The 19,067-nt window shown below is 63.7% G+C and carries 18 protein-coding genes; 11 read left to right on the forward strand and 7 right to left on the reverse strand.

The annotated features are described in order from the left end of the window. Positions 1–6: 6 nt before the first annotated feature. From mrdA to IEG05_RS00670, 9 genes are all read left to right on the forward strand, one after another. Entirely contained in the window at positions 7–1,896 is a 1,890-nt protein-coding gene (gene mrdA, locus IEG05_RS00630) for a penicillin-binding protein 2 (RefSeq protein ID WP_179485595.1), read from the forward strand. Continuing rightward, the gene (gene rodA, locus IEG05_RS00635) at positions 1,893–3,038 is read left to right on the forward strand and encodes a rod shape-determining protein RodA (RefSeq protein ID WP_023444920.1); all 1,146 of its coding nucleotides are present in this window, start codon (positions 1,893–1,895) and stop codon (positions 3,036–3,038) included. The genes mrdA and rodA overlap by 4 nt, the downstream gene beginning before the upstream one ends. Before the next feature lie 47 nt (positions 3,039–3,085). Further along, positions 3,086–4,063 (forward strand): lytic murein transglycosylase B, encoded by a 978-nt coding sequence (mltB, locus tag IEG05_RS00640; protein WP_041015894.1) that lies wholly within the window; start codon positions 3,086–3,088, stop codon positions 4,061–4,063. After that, positions 4,060–5,052 carry a septal ring lytic transglycosylase RlpA family protein gene (locus IEG05_RS00645; protein WP_014818958.1) on the forward strand — a complete coding sequence of 331 codons (993 nt, stop codon included), beginning with the start codon at positions 4,060–4,062 and terminating at the stop codon, positions 5,050–5,052. The genes mltB and IEG05_RS00645 overlap by 4 nt, the downstream gene beginning before the upstream one ends. A 47-nt stretch (positions 5,053–5,099) precedes the next feature. Then, positions 5,100–6,257 (forward strand): D-alanyl-D-alanine carboxypeptidase family protein, encoded by a 1,158-nt coding sequence (locus IEG05_RS00650; RefSeq protein ID WP_125860019.1) that lies wholly within the window; start codon positions 5,100–5,102, stop codon positions 6,255–6,257. 67 nt (positions 6,258–6,324) lie between these two features. Next, complete coding sequence (locus IEG05_RS00655; protein ID WP_023444922.1) at positions 6,325–6,606, forward strand: DUF493 domain-containing protein; 282 nt, start codon at positions 6,325–6,327, stop codon at positions 6,604–6,606. Beyond that, positions 6,606–7,262 (forward strand): lipoyl(octanoyl) transferase LipB, encoded by a 657-nt coding sequence (gene lipB / locus IEG05_RS00660; protein WP_023444923.1) that lies wholly within the window; start codon positions 6,606–6,608, stop codon positions 7,260–7,262. Before IEG05_RS00655 ends, lipB begins: the two co-directional genes overlap by 1 nt. Next, positions 7,255–8,232, forward strand: a complete 978-nt coding sequence (gene lipA / locus IEG05_RS00665) for a lipoyl synthase (RefSeq protein WP_191121463.1) — start codon at positions 7,255–7,257, stop codon at positions 8,230–8,232. The genes lipB and lipA overlap by 8 nt, the downstream gene beginning before the upstream one ends. A gap of 212 nt (positions 8,233–8,444) precedes the next feature. Further along, the gene (locus IEG05_RS00670; RefSeq protein ID WP_191121464.1) at positions 8,445–8,789 is read left to right on the forward strand and encodes a hypothetical protein; all 345 of its coding nucleotides are present in this window, start codon (positions 8,445–8,447) and stop codon (positions 8,787–8,789) included. Positions 8,790–8,862: 73 nt separating this feature from the next. On the opposite strand, the gene IEG05_RS00675 is transcribed toward IEG05_RS00670, so the two are convergent. The 5 genes from IEG05_RS00675 to leuS form a co-directional block, all read right to left on the reverse strand. Further along, entirely contained in the window at positions 8,863–10,158 is a 1,296-nt protein-coding gene (locus IEG05_RS00675) for a lytic murein transglycosylase (RefSeq protein WP_191121465.1), read from the reverse strand. 62 nt (positions 10,159–10,220) lie between these two features. Further along, a complete protein-coding gene (gene arfA, locus IEG05_RS00680) occupies positions 10,221–10,379 on the reverse strand; it encodes an alternative ribosome rescue factor ArfA (protein ID WP_003285150.1) in 159 nt (52 codons plus the stop codon). 104 nt (positions 10,380–10,483) lie between these two features. Beyond that, complete coding sequence (gene holA / locus IEG05_RS00685) at positions 10,484–11,512, reverse strand: DNA polymerase III subunit delta (RefSeq protein ID WP_191121466.1); 1,029 nt, start codon at positions 11,510–11,512, stop codon at positions 10,484–10,486. Positions 11,513–11,549: 37 nt separating this feature from the next. Beyond that, a complete protein-coding gene (locus IEG05_RS00690) occupies positions 11,550–12,155 on the reverse strand; it encodes an LPS-assembly lipoprotein LptE (protein WP_041015900.1) in 606 nt (201 codons plus the stop codon). 43 nt (positions 12,156–12,198) lie between these two features. After that, complete coding sequence (leuS, locus tag IEG05_RS00695; RefSeq protein WP_191121467.1) at positions 12,199–14,805, reverse strand: leucine--tRNA ligase; 2,607 nt, start codon at positions 14,803–14,805, stop codon at positions 12,199–12,201. 305 nt (positions 14,806–15,110) lie between these two features. Between leuS and IEG05_RS00700 the strand changes: the two genes are divergently transcribed. Both IEG05_RS00700 and IEG05_RS00705 read left to right on the forward strand, forming a co-directional pair. Continuing rightward, entirely contained in the window at positions 15,111–15,518 is a 408-nt protein-coding gene (locus tag IEG05_RS00700) for a hypothetical protein (protein WP_104098965.1), read from the forward strand. A 60-nt stretch (positions 15,519–15,578) separates the two neighbouring features. Beyond that, entirely contained in the window at positions 15,579–16,352 is a 774-nt protein-coding gene (locus tag IEG05_RS00705; RefSeq protein ID WP_191121468.1) for a YdcF family protein, read from the forward strand. 245 nt (positions 16,353–16,597) lie between these two features. Here IEG05_RS00705 and lnt read toward each other — a convergent pair whose 3' ends face one another. Continuing rightward, positions 16,598–18,103, reverse strand: coding sequence for an apolipoprotein N-acyltransferase (lnt, locus tag IEG05_RS00710; protein WP_191121469.1), 1,506 nt, complete (start codon positions 18,101–18,103; stop codon positions 16,598–16,600). A gap of 117 nt (positions 18,104–18,220) precedes the next feature. After that, entirely contained in the window at positions 18,221–19,063 is an 843-nt protein-coding gene (locus IEG05_RS00715) for an HlyC/CorC family transporter (RefSeq protein WP_003301723.1), read from the reverse strand. Positions 19,064–19,067 lie beyond the last annotated feature (4 nt).

Genomic DNA, 19,067 nt, shown 5'->3' on the forward strand with positions numbered 1-19,067 from the left:
TTCAAGATGCCGCAACCGATTCAACTCAAGGATCACGAGAAGGACGCCGTGCTGGTGCGCCGGCGCGTCATCGTCGGCCTTGCGTTCGTGTTGCTGTTGATCGGTGTGCTGGTGTCGAGGATGTACTACCTGCAGGTGGTGCAGTTCGAGCACCATTCGACGCTGTCGGAGAACAACCGCGTCCACGTGCAGCCGATTCCGCCCAATCGCGGATTGATCTTCGACCGCAAGGGCCGGGTCATCGCCGACAACCGCCCCAGTTTCAGCCTGACCGTCACCCGCGAACGCGCCGGCGACTGGAAGACTGTGCTCGATGGCGTGGTCGAGGTGCTGGAGCTCAGCGAGGAAGAGCGCGGGCTGTTCGAGAAGCGCGTGTTGCAGGGGCGCCGGCCATTCGAGCCGGTACCGATCATGTATGAGCTGTCCGAGGAGCAGATTGCGCGCATTGCCGTGAATCAGTTCCGCCTGCCTGGGGTCGAGGTGGCGGCGCAGCTGGTCCGGCATTACCCGCAGGGTCCGCACTTCGCGCACTCGGTAGGCTATGTCGGGCGAATCAACGAGCAAGAGCTCAAGCAGCTCGACCCGGTCAATTACAGCGGCACGCACCATGTCGGCAAGACCGGTATCGAGAAATTCTACGAGGACGAGCTGCACGGCCAGGTCGGCTACGAAGAGGTCGAAACCAATGCCCGCGGCAGGGTCTTGCGCGTGCTCAAGCGTACCGATCCGATACCGGGCAAGGACATCACACTGTCGCTCGATCTCGACCTGCAGGAGGCCGCAGAAGCGGCGCTCGGTGGTCGTCGCGGTGCAATCGTCGCGCTGCTGCCGAGCACCGGCGAGGTGGTGGCGATGGTCAGTCAGCCGAGCTTCAACCCCAACCTCTTCGTCACCGGCATCAGCTTTAAGGATTACGGTGAACTGCGCGACTCTATTGATCGTCCGTTGTTCAACCGTGTGCTGCGCGGCCTTTACCCGCCCGGCTCGACCATCAAGCCAATGATGGCCGTTGCCGGCCTCGATGCCGGCGTGATCACGCCGAGCAGTCGCGTGTTCGATCCGGGCTTTTTCCAACTGCCGAACGTGAAGCACAAGTACCGCAACTGGAACCGCAACGGCGACGGCTGGGTGGACCTCGACCTGGCCATCGCCCGCTCCAACGACACCTACTTCTACGACATGGCCCACAAGCTGGGCGTCGATCGCATGCACGAATACATGACCCGCTTCGGCCTGGGGCAGCGCGTATCCCTGGACATGCACGAGGAGACGGCGGGCCTGATGCCGTCACGCGACTGGAAACGGGCGCGCTATCGCCAGCCCTGGTATCCCGGTGAAACAGTGATTCTCGGTATCGGCCAGGGTTACATGCAGGCCACGCCGCTGCAGCTGGCCCAGGCCACGGCGCTAGTGGCGACCCGCGGCAAGTGGATTCGGCCGCATCTGGCGCGCAGCGTCGGTAGTGAAGCGCCGGTGGACCATGATCCGGTTCCGGACATCCAGCTTCGCGATCCGCGCTACTGGGACTACGCGACCCACGGTATGGAGCAGGTTCTGCATGGCGCGCGGGGTACGGCAAGGAAGGTCGGTGACAGCGCGGCGTATCGTATTGCCGGCAAGAGCGGTACCGCCCAGGTGGTCGCGATCCGCCAGGGCGAGAAATATGACAGTGCCAAGCTGGCCGAACGCCATCGGGACCATGCGCTGTTCGTCGCCTTCGCCCCGGTGCATGATCCGCAGATCGCCGTGGCGGTGATGGTCGAGAACGGCGAATCCGGTTCGGGCGTCGCCGCGCCGGTGGCCAAGCAGGTCATGGACGCCTGGCTGCTGAACGAGGAGGGCGTGCTCAAGCCCGAGTTCGCCCCGCCGCTGACCGCCGAAGGGAAGAAGCCATGAGCGGCAATTTCGACCGAACCCTGTCGCGCGAGGACGTGCTGCGGCGTCGCGCCAGCCTGTTGCAGCGCCTGCATATCGACGGGCTGCTGCTGGTGCTGCTGCTGATGCTGGCGGCGGGCAGCCTGTTCATTCTCTATTCGGCCAGCGGCAAGAACTGGGATCTGGTCATCAAGCAGGCGACGTCTTTCGGCCTCGGCCTGGGTGCAATGCTGGTCATTGCACAGTTCGAGCCGCGCTTCATGGCGCGCTGGGTACCGCTGGGCTATCTCGCTGTGGTAGCGCTGCTGGTGGCGGTCGAGGTCGTCGGCCATACAGCGATGGGCGCCACCCGCTGGATCAACATTCCGGGGGTGATCCGCTTCCAGCCGTCGGAGTTCATGAAGATCATCATGCCGATGACCATCGCCTGGTATCTGTCCTCGCGCAGCCTGCCGCCGAGCATCAAGCACACTGCGATCAGTCTGTCGCTGATCCTCGTGCCCTTCGTGCTGATCCTCAAACAGCCGGATCTGGGCACGTCGCTGCTGATTCTCGCCTCCGGCGCATTCGTCCTGTTCATCGGCGGTCTGCGTTGGCGCTGGATCATTGGCGCGGTCACGGCGATCGTGCCCATCGCTGTGGCGATGTGGTACTTCGTGCTGCACAACTACCAGAAGCAGCGGGTGCTGACCTTCCTCGATCCGGAAAGCGATCCGCTGGGCACCGGCTGGAACATCATCCAGTCGAAGGCGGCGATCGGTTCGGGTGGGGTGTTCGGCAAGGGTTGGCTGGCTGGCACGCAGTCGCACCTGGATTTTTTGCCGGAAAGCCACACGGACTTTATCATCGCCGTGCTCGCTGAAGAGTTCGGTCTGGTCGGGGTCTGTCTGCTGCTGCTGGTGTATGGTCTGCTGATCACCCGCGGACTGGTCATCACCGTACAGGCGCAAACGCTGTTCGGAAAACTGCTGGCCGGTGCGTTGACGATGACCTTCTTTGTTTACGTTTTCGTCAATATCGGTATGGTCAGTGGGCTGCTGCCGGTGGTGGGGGTGCCATTGCCCTTCATCAGTTATGGCGGAACTTCATTGGTGACCCTGCTGTCAGGGTTCGGGGTTTTGATGTCGATCCACACCCATCGCAAGTGGATCGCACAGGTTTGACGAGAGTGAATTTGTTGACTTCATTACGGCGTGGCTGGATGGCGCGGATGCTTGGAGGCGTGGCTTTGGCTGGCGCCGTGCTGGGAAGCCTGCCGCTGCAGGCGGCCGATTACACCGGCGCCAACGTGGACGAGTTCATCGCGGAGATGACCCGCGACTACGGATTTGCCGACGAGCAGCTGCGCGACCTGTTCAAGCAGGCCGAGCGCAAGCAGGCGATTCTCGATGCCATTTCGCGTCCTGCGGAGCGGGTCAAGCCGTGGAAGGAATATCGACCTATCTTCCTCACCGACTCACGCATCGCCCAGGGCGTCGATTTCTGGCGGGAGAACGAAGCCGCGCTGACTCGTGCGGAAACCGAATACGGCGTGCCGGCGGAAATCATCGTCGCGATCATCGGCGTGGAAACCTTCTACGGCCGCAATACGGGTAGCCATCGGGTGATCGATGCGCTGTCGACGCTGGGCTTCGATTACCCTCCGCGTCAGCCGTTTTTCCGTCAGCAGCTCAAGGAGTTCCTGCTGCTGACCCGTGAGGAACAGGTCGACCCGCTTACGCTCAAGGGCTCCTACGCGGGTGCGATGGGACTGCCGCAGTTCATGCCGAGCAGCTTCCGCGCCTACGCGGTGGATTTCGACGGCGACGGGCACATCGATATCTGGAACAACCCCACCGATGCCATCGGCAGTGCGGCCAGTTACTTCAAGCAACATGGCTGGGCTGCGGGTGAGCCGGTGGTGGCGCGGGCCAAGGTAGGCGGCGAGCGCTATGAGGAAGGGCTGACCGTCGGCCTGGAGTCGCAGAAGAACGCCGGCGAGATGCGTAGCCTGGGCTGGCAGTTCGACAAGTCGGTGGCCGACGATACGGCCATTACCGCTTTCCGCCTGGATGGTGCAGAGGGCGATGAGTACTGGCTGGGCTTGCCGAATTTCTATGTCATCACCCGCTACAACCGCAGCGTGATGTATGCCATGGCCGTGCATCAGTTGTCCCAGCTGCTGGCTGAAGCGCGAGGCGAACAATGACCGTGATCTGGACAAGGCTGGTCGCGCTGGGTGTCGCCGGGGCGCTGCTGGCGAGCTGCTCATCGACGCCGACACCGAGCAGTGCACCAAGCAAGAGTACCGGTATCAGTGGTCCCGGCGACTACAGCCGTCCGCACAAGGACGGCGCGCCCTGGTGGGACGTCGACGTTTCGCAGATCCCCGACGCCACGCCGATGCCACATTACGGCCGTTACAAGGCCAATCCCTATACGGTGCTGGGCAAGACCTACTTTCCAATCAGCGATGGTCGACGTTATTCGGCTACCGGGACGGCATCTTGGTATGGCACCAAGTTTCACGGCCAGCCTACCGCCAATGGCGAGAAGTACGACCTTTATGGCATGAGCGCGGCGCACAAGACGCTGCCCTTGCCCACTTACGTCAAGGTCACCAATCTGGATAATGGGCGCACAGTGGTCTTGCGCGTCAATGACCGTGGTCCGTTCTACTCCGATCGGATCATCGATCTGTCTTTCGCCGCGGCGAAGAAGCTCGGCTATGCCGAGAGCGGAACGGCGCGGGTAAAGGTCGAAGGCATCGACCCTCAGCAATGGTGGGCCGACCAGGGCCGACCGGTGCCGACGATGATGGCGCAGCCGGAGATGGTTGCGAGCAAGCCCGCCAGCAATGTCGCGCAGCCGATCGAACAGTACACGCCGCCGCCCCAGCAGCACGCTGCGGCCACGGTGCCGCTGGAAGTCGATGCAAAAAAAAACGCTTCGCCCGCAGCCTCTGGCCTGTTTCTCCAGGTTGGCGCCTTCGCCAATCCGGATGCAGCGCAGTTGCTCAAGGACAAGCTGAGCGGCGTGGTCTCTGCCCCGGTGTTCATCAGCTCGGTGGTACACAATCAGCAGACCCTACACCGCGTGCGCCTGGGACCCATCGACACACCGGATGAGGCCATGCAGCTCGAAGAGAGCGTACGCCTGGCCAACCTCGGACAGCCGCGGCGCGTTGCCGCTGACTGACCGCTGCAAACCTTGCCTTCGTTTTACCTGACTAATTTGAGATTCGGATGAACATCACCAGCCTCGTGCAACGCTTCATAGTCCTGGCAGTGCTGACGGTCACCCCGACCGTCTGGGCAGCGCAGATCGTACCGTCCGCCCCGCAGCTGGCGGCCAAGTCCTACATGCTGATGGACGCGGCCAGCGGTGAGGTACTGGTCGAGCACAACGGTGACGAGCGCCTGCCGCCGGCGAGCCTGACCAAGCTGATGACCGCCTATATCGCCACCCTGGAAATCCAGAAGGGTCAGATCAGCGACAGCGACATGGTCACGGTGAGCGAGAAGGCCTGGCGTACCGGCGGCTCGCGGATGTTCATCCAGGTCAACACGCAGGTGTCGGTCGACGATCTGCTGCATGGCATCATCATTCAGTCGGGCAACGACGCCAGCGTTGCCATGGCCGAGCACATCGCCGGCAGCGAAGAGGCCTTTGCCGACCTGATGAACAGCACGGCTCAGCGCCTGGGCATGACCAACAGCCATTTCATGAATGCCACCGGCCTGCCGGATCCGGATCATTATTCCTCGGCCAACGACATGGCCAAGCTGGCTCGCGCGATCATCTACGAAGACCCGGCGCACTACGCCATCTACGCGCAGAAAGAGTTCTTCTGGAACAACATCAAGCAGCCCAACCGCAACCTGTTGCTGTGGCGCGACAAGACCGTCGACGGCCTGAAAACCGGTCATACCGAAGAGGCTGGCTACTGCCTGGTGGCCTCTGCCGTGCGTGACAACATGCGCCTGATCTCGGTGGTGTTCGGTACCGACAGCGAGCAGGCCCGCGCGGCGGAGACCCAGAAGCTGCTGACCTATGGCTTCCGCTTCTTCGAGACCCGCACCTTCTACCAGAAGGGCACCGAGCTGGCTCAGGCGCAGGTCTGGAAAGGCCAGCAGGACAAGCTTAAGGCGGGCCTGGCACAGGACCTGACCATGACCCTGCCGCGTGGCCAGGCAGAGAAGCTGCAAGCGGTCATGAGCTTCAACAGCACGCTTACCGCACCGATCCAGCAGGGTGACGTCATCGGCAAGGTCGAGGTCAAGCTGGAGGACAAGGTCGTCCGCAGCACCGATCTGGTGGCGCTGGAAACCATCGAAGAGGGTGGGCTGTTCCGCCGGTTTTGGGATAGCATTCGCCTCTTCTTCTACAGCCTGTTCAACTGACCACGCGCGAGTGCACCGCGGCTGATCCCGCCGCGGCGCACGTGCGGATCACGAGTCCGTTACGCCCATGACCGATAACCAAGATGTCGCAGCACCCAAGATTGACTTCCCCTGCGAGCGCTACCCGATCAAGGTGATCGGCGACGCTGGCGAAGGCTTCCGTGAGGTCGTGATCGAAGTCATCCAGCGCCACGCGCCGGATTTCGACGAAGCCACCGTCGTCACCCGCGACAGCCGCAACGGGCGATTCCTTTCGCTGCAGGTGCTGATCACCGCCACCGGCGTAGAGCAGCTGCAGGCCATTCACGTCGACCTGCGCGCCACTGGCCGTGTTCACATGGTGCTGTGATGACCCTCGAAGTGGGCGTGCGTGAGCTCGGCCAGATCGAGTACCGGACTGCCTGGCAGGCCATGCAGCACTTCACCAACACGCGCGATGCAGACAGTGGCGACGAAATCTGGCTGCTGCAGCACCCGCCCGTATTCACTCAGGGCCAGGCCGGCAAGGCCGAGCACCTGCTGTTCCCTGGCGAAATTCCGGTAGTGCAGGTGGATCGAGGCGGTCAGGTGACCTATCACGGGCCCGGCCAACTGGTTGGTTATCTGTTGCTCGATGTGCGCCGACTCGGTATCGGTGTGCGCGAGCTGGTGAGTCGTATCGAGCAGAGCCTGATCGATCTGCTCGCCAGCTATGGCATCGAGGCGGCTGCCAAAGCGGATGCGCCAGGCGTTTACGTCAACGGTGCGAAGATCGCGTCTCTGGGCCTGCGCATTCGCAATGGCCGTTCCTTCCACGGCCTGGCGCTGAACGTGGACATGGATCTCGAACCTTTCCGGCGCATTAACCCCTGCGGTTATGCAGGGTTGCCCATGACCCAGTTGCGTGACCTGATCGGGCCGATCGACATCTCTGAAGTGGCCGATCGACTGCGTGATCACCTGGTCCGGCAGCTCGGATACGCGCAACAGAAGACCCTCGCGGGCGGAATCGAAGCTTATGAGTAGTGTAGAAACGGCAGGCAAGCGCCCGGCCAAGGTAGAGGCAGGCGTCAAACTGCGTGGTGCCGAGAAGGTTGCGCGGATTCCGGTGAAGATCATCCCCACCGATGAGCTGCCGAAGAAGCCGGACTGGATTCGCGTGCGCATTCCGGTTTCCCCGGAGGTCGACCAGATCAAGCAGACCCTGCGCAAGCACAAACTGCACAGCGTCTGCGAGGAAGCCTCCTGCCCCAATTTGGGCGAGTGCTTCTCCAGCGGAACCGCGACCTTCATGATCATGGGCGACATCTGCACCCGTCGCTGCCCGTTCTGCGACGTCGGCCACGGCCGGCCGAATGCGCTGGACCCGGATGAGCCGAAGAACCTGGCCCAGGCCATCGCCGACATGCGCCTGAAGTACGTGGTCATCACCTCGGTGGATCGCGACGATCTGCGCGACGGTGGCGCCCAGCACTTTGCCGATTGCCTGCGCGAGATTCGCAAGCTGTCGCCGTCGATCCAGCTGGAAACCCTGGTGCCCGACTACCGTGGGCGCATGGATATCGCTTTGGATATCACTGCCAGCGAGCCGCCGGATGTGTTCAACCACAATCTGGAGACCGTACCGCGGCTATACAAGTCGTCGCGGCCGGGCTCGGATTTCGAGTGGTCACTGGATCTTCTGGAGAAGTTCAAGCAGCGCGTGCCGGGCGTGCCGACCAAGTCGGGACTGATGCTCGGCCTCGGCGAGACCGACGAGGAAGTCATCGAGGTCATGCACCGCATGCGCGAGCACGATATCGACATGCTGACCCTGGGTCAGTACCTGCAGCCTTCACGTAACCACCTCCCGGTGCAGCGCTTCGTTCATCCCGACACCTTCGCCTGGTTTGCCGAAGAGGGGATGAAGATGGGCTTCAAGAACATCGCCTCAGGCCCGCTGGTGCGCTCGTCGTACCATGCCGATCAGCAGGCGCACGGATCCAAGAAAGACTGAAACCGTAAAGTTGTTGCGGCTCTTGAAGACCGCGCAGACAGTCCAGGCTGTCTGCGCGGTTTTTTCTTTTCCGTTCGCCATGCGCCTTGCGATAGCGCATGGCGCGGGAACTGCCAAGCGGTTGGCAAGAAAATTGCGGCATTACGCCGCATTAGACTTTGGTCTATAGTGGCGTTCGTTTACACCATGAGGCCAACCGAGGGCCACTGCAGATGAACGAACCCCAATTGAAGGACTTGCTTGACGATCTGGATGCCGCGAAGGTCGAGTGCGACGCGATGAGCCGCTTGGTGGTGACGCGGCTGGCCAAGCAGGACATTCCATACCGAGCGATGTTGGGGCAGGTCGAACTGGACGGTAAGGTGGTTTCACCGCACTTCTGGGTCGAGACCGACGGCTGCGTGATCGACTACCGCGCACGCCAGCGCCTTGGTGGTGATCAGCGCGTGCCACATGGCGTGGTCGCGCGCGAGGCAGTTAAGGCCCACTATCAAGGCCAGCAGGTAATCATTGACCCGCTGCCGGACTACCTCTACGAAGTAGCCATCAAACACTGACCTTGTTGCAGGGATAAAAAAAAGCCCCGGCAGTCTGCCGGGGCTTTTGTGTTTGGCGCCAAGCCCAACGCGATCAGTTGTGGGCGCGCAGTCGCCCGAGCAGCTCCTGAGTGGGATGGCCATCGGCCGGCCAACCCAGGCGTTGCTGGAAGCCGCGGATAGCCTTGCGGGTATTGGCGCCGATGATGCCGTCCGGGGTGCCCGGGTCGAAGCCCTGAGCGACGAGACGTTCCTGCAGTTCAAGGCGCTCGGAGCGGCTGAGTGGCTGTTCGCCGCGTGGCCAGCTGCCCGCGACCTCGCCTTTGCCCTGAAAATTCTCTGCCAGCAGGCCGATCGCCAGGGCATATGCCGAGGAGTTGTTGTAGCGCAGGATGGCGCGGAAATTGTCCATGATGAGGAATGCCGGGCCACGATGGCCGGCAGGCAGCAGCAGGCTGGCGCCGGCGTCTTCCTGGTCGCCGGGCAGGTTGCGCAGGCCGAGGCTGCGCCATTCGGCCAGCGGCTTGCGAATCTCGGTGTCGGCCAAGGCGTAGTCGAACCCTTCGGGTAGCTCTACCTCGAAGCCCCAGGCCTTACCCAGTTTCCAGCCGGATGCCTGAAGGTAATGCGCGGCGGAGGCAAGGGCGTCGGCCGAGCTGTTCCAGATATCGCGCTTGCCGTCGCCATCGAAATCCACGGCATGGGTGTTGTAGGTGGTCGGAATGAACTGCGTCTGCCCCATGGCACCAGCCCAGGAGCCGCGCATGCGCTGTGGCGCGACGTCGCCGTGCTGGAGGATTTCAAGCGCTGCAATCAGCTGACTCTTGGCGAATGCCGGACGGCGACCCTCGTGGGCGAGGGTCGCAAGGGAACGAATCACCGATTTGTCGCCCATGATCTGGCCGAAGCTGCTTTCCAGTCCCCAGACGGCAACCAGGGTTTCGCGATCGACGCCGTAGCGGGCCTCGATCTGATCCAGTGTGGTGGCGTGCTCGCTAAGCAAGCGGCGGCCGCTGCGCACGCGCTGTGGCGAAATGGCGCCTTCCAGGTACTGCCAGACGGGCCGGGTGAACTCGGGCTGGCTACGGTCCGCTTCGATCACCGCTGGATCGGGCTGGACGCCGGCGAAGGCCTGGTCGAAGGTCGCGGCGGAGATACCGGCCGCAAGGGCTTCAGCGCGGAACTGCTCGCGCCACTGGCTGAAGCTCAGGTGAGTGGCTTCCGAACGGACATCGGCGATGGTGGCGTCGCTAGGCTGGCTGGCGGCGGGGACGTTGCTGACCAGAGTGGACTGCGCGAGGGGTTCGGCTGCACAGGCAACGACCAGGCTCATCGCCGAAGCGGCAACCAGGGTACGTAGCAGCAGAACGGGAACGAAGGTGTGATACATGCACCGCTCTCGAAACGTGTCGTCGGCCGCAGACATTATCACGCTTTGGCGGTGTTGGGTTTTCAGGCTGCCAGAAGGACCGAAGCCTCCCAGTTGGTGGACTGGGAGGCTTCGCGGCGGTAGCTGCCTTTGCCTTTTTTCGGCGTTTCCTGGCGGAGGCGGAACAGGGGTTGCGCAACCAGGTGCTTGGCCTTGTTCGGCCGTTTCTTGCGTGTGCTCATTTCGATTCCCTCAAATGGCCCGCTATCGGGCGAGGGAATCATAGGCCTTGTGCAAAAAATGTCCAGTGCGCTGCGGCGTGAACTCGCTCTCCGCGATTCGCTCGTCAGGTACCGATCCGGCGGCCACTCAGTTGCAGGCAAATGTCCGCCAGACCGATCCAGGGATCCCCGGCGGCCTGGCCCTTGATCTGCTCGTCGATGCGTTGCGCGTCTCTCAGCAACTGGTTCCAGCCGGCCGCGTCATGCCTTTGCAGTGCTTTGGAAACCAGCGGGCGACGCTTATCCCACACCGGCGGGCGGGCCTGGCTGAAGGCACGCTCGAGCGGAGTGCCCTGGGCATATTGCTGCGCAATATTGGCCAGCAGGCGCAGTTCGCGGGCCAGCGCCCAGAGGATCACCGGTGCCTCGACGCCTTCACCGCGCAGGCCCTCCAGCATGTGCAGCGCATGGGCCGCCTGGCCGTGCAGGGCTGCGTCGATCAGGCCGAATACATCGTAACGGGCGCTATCAGCCACCGCGGCCTGGACGGTTTCCGCGGTGACCTGTCCGGCTTCGGCCAGCAGCTTGAGCTTTTCTATTTCCTGCGCCGCAGCCAACAGGTTGCCTTCGACCCGGGCGCTGATCAGTTCGACGGCTTCCTGGTCCGCGGACAGGCCCGCCTGGGCCAGCCTCTGACGTATCCACTGCGGCAGCTGCGCGGCATCCACTGGCCAGATCTGCAGGAACTGCACGTCCTTGCCATCGATCAGCGCCTTGGCCCACTTGGCCTTCTGGGTGCTGCCGTCGAGCTTGGGCAGACTGACCAGCAGCACGGTGTCCTCGGCGGGGCGGGCCAGATATTCCAGCAGCGCCGCGGCACCCTTGTCACCGGGCTTGCCGTTGGGGATGCGCAGTTCGAGCAGGCGCTTCTCGGCGAACAGCGAAAGACTCGCACCGGCTTCGATCAACTGGCTCCAGTCGAAGCCGGTCTCCACGTGAAAGACCTGACGCTCACTGAAGCCCTGCGCTCGGGTCGCTGCGCGGATCGCATCGCAGGCTTCCTGGCACAGCAGGTGCTCGTCGCCACAGACGACGTACACGGGCGCCAGCGGGCCTTGCAGATGTTTGCCGAGCTGAGCGGGAGAAAGCTTCATGGTGCGAAGACGGGGGCCTTGAGGCCCTCGTTACCTGTTACTGGATGGGCAGCTGGATGGGCGACTGTTGCGGCTGCGCGTCCTGGGCACGACGGGCAGCTTCCATGGCTTCAGCCTCGGCGCGGGCCTTGGCTTCGGCTTCCTGTTGCAGGCGGTCGAGCTGCGCCGGGGTGATGCGCTGGATACGCAGGGTCAACTGCTGCAGCAGCTCGCGGCGCATTTCCTGGCGCAGCTGATCACCTTCCTGGGACGAGCCGATCAGGTTGTTGCTGTCGTGCACGTAGACCTTCTGCACTTCGATGCTGTCCTCGAGCAGCAGCATGTTCTGCGGGCCGCGGAATTCGTAATCGAGGGTGCTGGTCAGCTCATACTCGGCGCTGCGTGCCGAGCTGGTGTAGCTGGCGGTGCGCTGGCGGGTCTGCTCGCGGGCAAGGTTCAGGCTGTACTTGGCGCCCGGGTAAACCCGCACGCCATTGCTCTTGAGTAGGTCTTCGAGCTGTTGCACCGTTTCGCCGTAGCTGTTGCGCGCCTGCAGGTCGATCTCCTTGAGACCGAACTCCACGTCACCGGTGCCGCGCAGCTGGAAGCCACAAGCGCTCAGCAGCAGTGTCAGGCCCAGCACCACCAGATTCCGTTTGTTCATCTTGTTATCCCCTTGCAGGCCCGGCGCATGCGCCGGGGCCGAATCAGTTAGCGACGATGTTGACCAGCTTGCCCGGCACCACGATGACCTTGCGGATCGTCAGGCCTTCGGTGAAGCGCAGCACGTTCTCATTGCCACGGGCAGCGGCCTCGACCTCCTCGCGGCTTGCCGCGGCCGGCACTTCGATCTGCCCGCGCAGCTTGCCGTTGACCTGTACCACCAGCGTCAGGCTGTCCTGCACCAGGGCGGACTCGTCGACCTTCGGCCATTGCGCGTCAATGATCGCGCCCTGTTTGCCGAGTCGCTGCCAGAGTTCGTGAGAGATGTGCGGGGTGATCGGTGCGAGCAGCAGGGCGACCGTTTCCAGGCCCTCCTGCAACAGCGCGCGATCCTGCTCGCTGGCGGTAGCGGCTTTCTCCAGCACGTTCATCAACGTCATCACCTGGGCGATGGCGGTGTTGAATTTGTGATGCTGGCCGACATCGACGCTGGCCTGCTTGATGGCGAGATGGATCGCGCGGCGTACGGCCTTCTGCTCGTCGCTCAGGCTGGCAGTGTCCAGCGTGCCTGCGACGCCAGCGCTGACATGTGCATGAGCCAGACGCCAGACGCGACGCAGGAAGCGGCTGGCGCCCTCGACGCCGGAGTCGGACCACTCCAGGCTCATGTCCGGCGGCGAGGCGAACATCATGAACAGGCGGCAGGTATCTGCGCCGTATGCATCGATCATGGCCTGCGGGTCGACGCCGTTGTTCTTCGACTTGGACATCTTCTCGGTGCCGCCGATTTCCACCGGCAGGCCATCGCTGGCCAGCTTCGCGCCGATGATCTTGGCCTTGGCATCACGCTCGACGATCACGTCGGCCGGGTTGAACCAGTCCTTGCCGCCGTTTTCCAGGGTGCGATAGTAGGTGTCGGCGACCACCATGCCCTGGGTCAGCAGGTTCTTGAACGGCTCGTTGGAGCTGACCAGGCCTTCGTCACGCATCAGCTTGTGGAAGAAGCGCGCGTAGAGCAGGTGCAGGATGGCGTGCTCGATGCCGCCGATATACTGATCCACCGGCAGCCAGTGGTTGGCCGCGGCCGGGTCGACCATGCCCTGTTCGTAGTTCGGGCTGGCGTAGCGGGCGAAATACCAGGACGACTCGACGAAGGTGTCCATGGTGTCGGTTTCACGCTTGGCCGGCGCGCCGCACTTCGGGCAGCTGCATTCGTAGAACTCCGGCATGCGCGCCAGCGGGCTGCCGGCGCCGTCCGGTACCACGTCTTCCGGCAGCACGACCGGCAGCTGGCTTTCGGGGACCGCGACGTCGCCGCAGCTGTCGCAGTGGATGATCGGGATCGGGCAGCCCCAGTAGCGCTGACGGCTGATGCCCCAGTCGCGCAGGCGGAACTGGGTGCGTGCCTGGCCGAGGCCCTTCTTCTGCAGCGCCACTTCGATGGCGTCGAACGCGCCGTCGAAGTCGAGGCCGTCGAAGATGCCGGAATTGATCAGCTCGCCGTGTTCGCCGTAGGCGTCCTGCCAGGGTGCCGGGGTCTGGTCGCCGGCGCTGGTGCGTACCACCGGCTTGATCGGCAGGTCGTACTTGCTGGCGAACTCGAAGTCGCGCTCGTCGTGCGCCGGGACGGCCATGACCGCGCCTTCGCCGTAGTTCATCAGCACGTAGTTGGCGACCCACACCGGCAGCAACTCGCCAGTCAGCGGATGCTGCACGCGCAGTGAAGTGGCGAGGCCCCTCTTCTCCTGGGTGGCGATGTCGGCTTCGGCGACGCCGCCACGCTTGCATTCATCGATGAAGACTTGCAGCTCGGGATTGTTCTGCGCGGCGAGCGTGGCCAGCGGGTGCTCGGCGGCCACCGCGACGTAAGTTGCACCCATCAGCGTATCGGGACGGGTGGTGAAGACCTTCATCACGCCTTCGCTGCTGATGCTGGCCACGTCGTAGGGGAAGCTGATCTCCATGCCGCGCGACTTGCCGATCCAGTTGCGCTGCATGGTCTTGACCTGTTCCGGCCAGCCATCCAGTTCGTCCAGACTCTCCAGCAGCTCATCCGCGTAGGCGGTGATCTTGAAGTAGTACATCGGGATTTCGCGCTTCTCGATCAACGCGCCGGAACGCCAGCCACGGCCGTCGATGACCTGCTCGTTGGCCAGTACGGTCTGGTCGACCGGGTCCCAGTTGACGGTGCCGTTCTTGCGGTAGATCACGCCCTTTTCGTACAGGCGGGTAAACAGCCACTGCTCCCAGCGGTAGTAATCCGGCTTGCAGGTGGTGACTTCACGCGTCCAGTCGACCGCCAGGCCGAGGCTTTTCAGCTGGGCCTTCATGTAGGCGATGTTTTCGTAGGTCCACTTCGCCGGTGCCACCTGATTCTTCATCGCGGCGTTTTCCGCCGGCATGCCGAACGCGTCCCAGCCCATGGGTTGCAGGACATTCTTGCCCTGCATGCGCTGATAGCGCGCGATCACGTCGCCGATGGTGTAGTTGCGCACATGACCCATGTGCAGCTTGCCGCTGGGGTAGGGGAACATCGACAGGCAATAGAAGGTGTCCTTGCCTGGCTGTTCGCTCACTTCAAAGGATTTCTGCGCGTCCCAATGGGATTGCGCGGCGGCTTCGATTTCGCGGGGCTGATACTGTTCGTGCATGGCTACTGGCGTTGGGATGGGGGCTGGCTCTCCGCGAATGCGTTGTCGCGGGCACGTTGGCAGGTCCGGCGGACCTGGCGCTAACGCGACCCGGCGGGCTGCGGGCGGAGGCATGGAAGCGCCGTAGCATACATGACCCCCCGCGGCCTAGGGAAACCCCATTTGCCGCTGCTCCAGAGCTCCGTCCGTCGTGCGCGGCTTGAGCGCGTCAGGCTGAGCTACGCTTGATCCAGGGGCGGGACGAATGTGAGGTGAGGTTGATGGACCGAGAGCCACGATCTGAGGACAGTAGTCTTTATGCAAGGGTGTTGCAGCGACTGAGCTCGGCCCTGCAGGAGGCCGAACGTGCTACGTCCGCTGATGCGGACGGTGCTGGCGAGCTGGAAGTACGCGGTTTGACGCCGGCGGAATTCGAGCTGATCCGTGCGTATCTGCAGCGTGATTCCCAATGGCTCTCGGGCTGGCATGCCGCGGCGGAGGAGCAGGCTCACCTGTCGCGCCAGGCGCTGCGTCCGGCTGTGCGCAGCGGTAGTCGACAACGGCACGGCGCGCATGGCCGCCACGCGCCGCTGGCGTTGCAACAGACGCTGAGTTGCGCGCTGTGCAACGCCGAAGTGAGCTGGCCGGAAGGCGCCGGTCCCGCAGCCTGCCACGTCTGCGGGTCACAGCTGCTGCGCGCCAGGCAGCGTCTGCACACCTATCCGCGGCATTGAGCAGTGGCCGACAAATCCGCCGGCTGCGGCTAGAGTGTCTGCCTTTGCCGCGGAGGTCGGATGCCTATTCGCTATTTCTTCAAGCAGCTGCTTTTGCCGCCGGGCGTGCTGCTACTCCTGCTGTTGCTCGGATGGTGGCTGCGCCGGCGCGCGCCAAAGCTGGCGGCGCTGTGCTTCGTCACGGGGTTGGTTGGGCTCTGGTTGATGAGCCTGCCGGTCGTCGTCGAATGGACGGCGCGGCTGGTTGAGCGCGAGCCGGCGCTGGCCGAGGCGCAGTGGATGCAGCTGGATGAAGAGGCCGGCGCCATCGTGGTGCTGGGGGCCGGGCGCGAGCAGAGTGATCCGGCATGGGGCGGCGATCAGCCCGGCTACATCGCGCTGGAGCGCTTGCGTTATGCGGCGCGGTTAGCCAAGACCAGCGGCCTGCCGATTCTCACCAGTGGCGGGCTGCACTACGGCCAGCCACCCAGCGAGGCGATGCTCGGCGCGGAGGTGCTGCAGCGCGACTTTGGCGTCGCCACGCGCTGGCTCGAGGAGCGTAGCCGGACGACCTGGGAGAACGCGGTTTTCAGCGCCGAGATGCTGCGTGCGGCGGGCATCGAGCGGGTGGTGCTGGTGACATCCGCCTCGCACATGCCGCGCTCGCGCTGGTGCTTCGAGCAGAACGGGATCGAGGTGATCGCTGCGCCGGTGGGCTTCATGGGCGTGCCCAATGGTCGGCCGTTGAATGGCTGGTTGCCGGAGGCCAAGGCCTTCTGGCAGAACGGCATGTTGCTCAACGAGGTCGCTGGTATGGCGGTTTACCCGCTTGTGTACCGCTCCGCGAACGACTGAGTCGAACGCATTAACCTGAGTGTACGGTCGTGGGGTGAGCTTCTGCCCGCAACTCGCCATTTGCGGTCAAGGTCGCCCCCACGTTGGTGGCTGTAGGAGCGGCCTTGGCCGCGAGCAAAGCCAGCTCGGAGCTGGACCTTTCAAGAGCGGCGCAGCGCTCGGCATAACCGCCTGGCTTGCGATGAAGCCCTCTCAGCGGCAGTCAAAAGACCCGTTCAGGTCCCAGCAGCTTCGCATAGTTGAGGCTATGCCTTGCGCCTGATCAGCGCCCAACCGAGCAGCAGCATGCATACCGCGATCAGCGGCCAGGAGCGCCAGCGCAGATACGGCGTCAGCCCCTGCATCGGGGTGACGTCGCCATACAGCACGGCCTGTTCGAACTGCGGAATCTGCTCGGTGATCTGCCCGTAGGGGTCGATCAGCACGGTGATGCCGTTGTTCGTCGCGCGGATCATCCAGCGGCCGGCTTCCAGAGCGCGCATCTGCGCCATCTGCAGGTGTTGCAGCGGACCGATGGAGCGGCCGAACCAGGCATCGTTGCTCACCGTCAGCAGCAGATCGCTCTGCGCCGCGAGCCCTGCGGCGAACTCCGGGTAGACCACCTCGTAGCAGATGTATGGCGCGATCTGCAGGCCCTTCGCCTGCAACAGTGGTTGGCCGGATTCGCCGCGGGCGAAGTCGGACATCGGCAGGTCGAAGAAGGCGATCAGGCCGCGCAGCAGATCCTGAAGCGGTACGTACTCGCCGAACGGCACCAGTTTCTGCTTGAGGTAGGTGCCGGCACCGTCACCGGTGCTGGTCAGCCCGTTGTAATAGCGCAGCTCGCCAGCCGCATTGGGCTGGCGTACCGGTACGCCGGTGATGAGTGCCGATTCGCGCTGGTTGGCGAAGCCGGCCATCATCGTCAGGTAGCCCTCGGCATGCTCCTTGAGGATCGGTACCGCGGTTTCCGGCCAGACGATCAGGTCTGCCGGGCGACTACCGAAGGTCATGTCGCGATACAGCAGCAGCTGCATCTCGAGCTTCTTCGGGTCCCACTTCATGCTTTGTGCGACGTTGCCCTGCACTGCGGCAACGGTCAGCGGTTCGCCCTTGCTGGTCGTCCAGGCATGGTCCTCGAGTGCCAGGCCTGCCAGCCAGGGGGAAAGCAGCAGCACGACGGCGGCAAGGCGTGCTTTGTCGGCAAGCAGTCGCGGGATCGCCGCGAGCAGGGTGGCGCTCAGTGCGACGGCAAAGCTCAGCAGCCAGACCCCGCCGAGCGGAGCCAGTCCGGCCAGCGGACCATCCAGCTGGCTGTAGCCAATGTACAGCCAGGGAAAGCCGGTGAGAATCCAGCCACGCAGCGCATCCAGCGCCAGCCAGAGTGCGGCGAAGGCCAGCGCGTCGCCAAGTGCGGAATGGCGATTGCGCAGCAAGCGCACCCAGAGCCAGCCGAGCAGGGCGAAGAACAGCGCCAGGCCGGCGACGAAGCCGAGAGTGAGCAATCCGGCCAGCGCCGGCGAGGCCGCGCCGAAGTCATGGATGCTGACGTAGACCCAGCTGACCCCCGAGGCGAATAGCCCAAAGCCGTAGCACCAGCCGCGCTGCGCCGCCTGCTTCGCTGCGGTTTCGCGCAGGCCAAGGTACAGCAGCGCCACCGAGAGCAGCGCCAGCGGCCAGATGTCGAAAGGCGCCAGCGACAGCGTGGTCAGTGTGCCGGCGACCAGTGCCAGCAGGTTGCCCGGCCATCCGGTACGGGTGATCCAGTGCATGGAAGTTCCTTGCGCAGCGGTGCGGGGAGGGAGGCTAAGGGCGATGAAGTTGGCCGGCAAGCAGCTGGCGGACGAGCGTCCGCGCAGGGTCGGCTGCGCGGAACGGCTCGTGCCGGCTTACGCGCCCGCGGTGCGGCTCAGGCGCAGCATATGCACACGGCGGCTGTCGGCGTTGAGCACACGCACGCGGAACCCGTCGATCTCGGTGACTTCGTTGCGCTTGGGCAGGTGCCCGAAGGTGCTCATCACCAGGCCGGCGACGGTATCGAATTCGTCGTCGGGGAAGGCGCTGCCGAAGTACTCGTTGAAGCTGTCGATCGGAGTGAGCGCCTTGACCAGGAAGTCGCCGCTGGGCAGCGGGCGGATGTAGCTGTCTTCCTCGACGTCATGCTCGTCCTCGATGTCGCCGACGATCTGCTCCAGCACGTCTTCGATGGTCACCAGGCCGGCCACGCCGCCGTACTCGTCGATGACGATGGCCATGTGGTTATGGTTGGCGCGGAATTCGCGCAGCAGTACGTTGAGGCGCTTGGATTCCGGCACGAAGGTGGCCGGGCGCAGCAGATCCTTGATGTCGAAACTGTGGTGTTCATCCTTGAGGATCAGCGGCAGCAGGTCTTTGGCCAGTAGCACGCCGATCACTTCATCGAGGCTTTCACCGACGACCGGATAACGCGAGTGTGCGGCACCGATGATGGCCGGCAGAAACTCGCGGGGGGATTGATCGGCCTTGATGCTGATCACCTGCGAGCGTGGCACCATGATGTCGCGTACCTGCAGGTCGGCGACCTGGATGGCACCTTCGACGATGGCCAGCGCCTCGCTGTCGAGCAGCTTGTTCTGATGGGCTTCGCGCAGGATTTCCAGCAGCTCCTGGCGATTCTTGGGCTCATGGGCAAAAGCCTGGGTGATTTTTTCCAGCCAGGTCTTCTGCCCGCTGATCGATCGATCTTCGCTCATGTCG

It is taken from the genome of Stutzerimonas kunmingensis, assembly GCF_014764705.1.
In the GTDB taxonomy this organism is placed as follows: domain Bacteria; phylum Pseudomonadota; class Gammaproteobacteria; order Pseudomonadales; family Pseudomonadaceae; genus Stutzerimonas.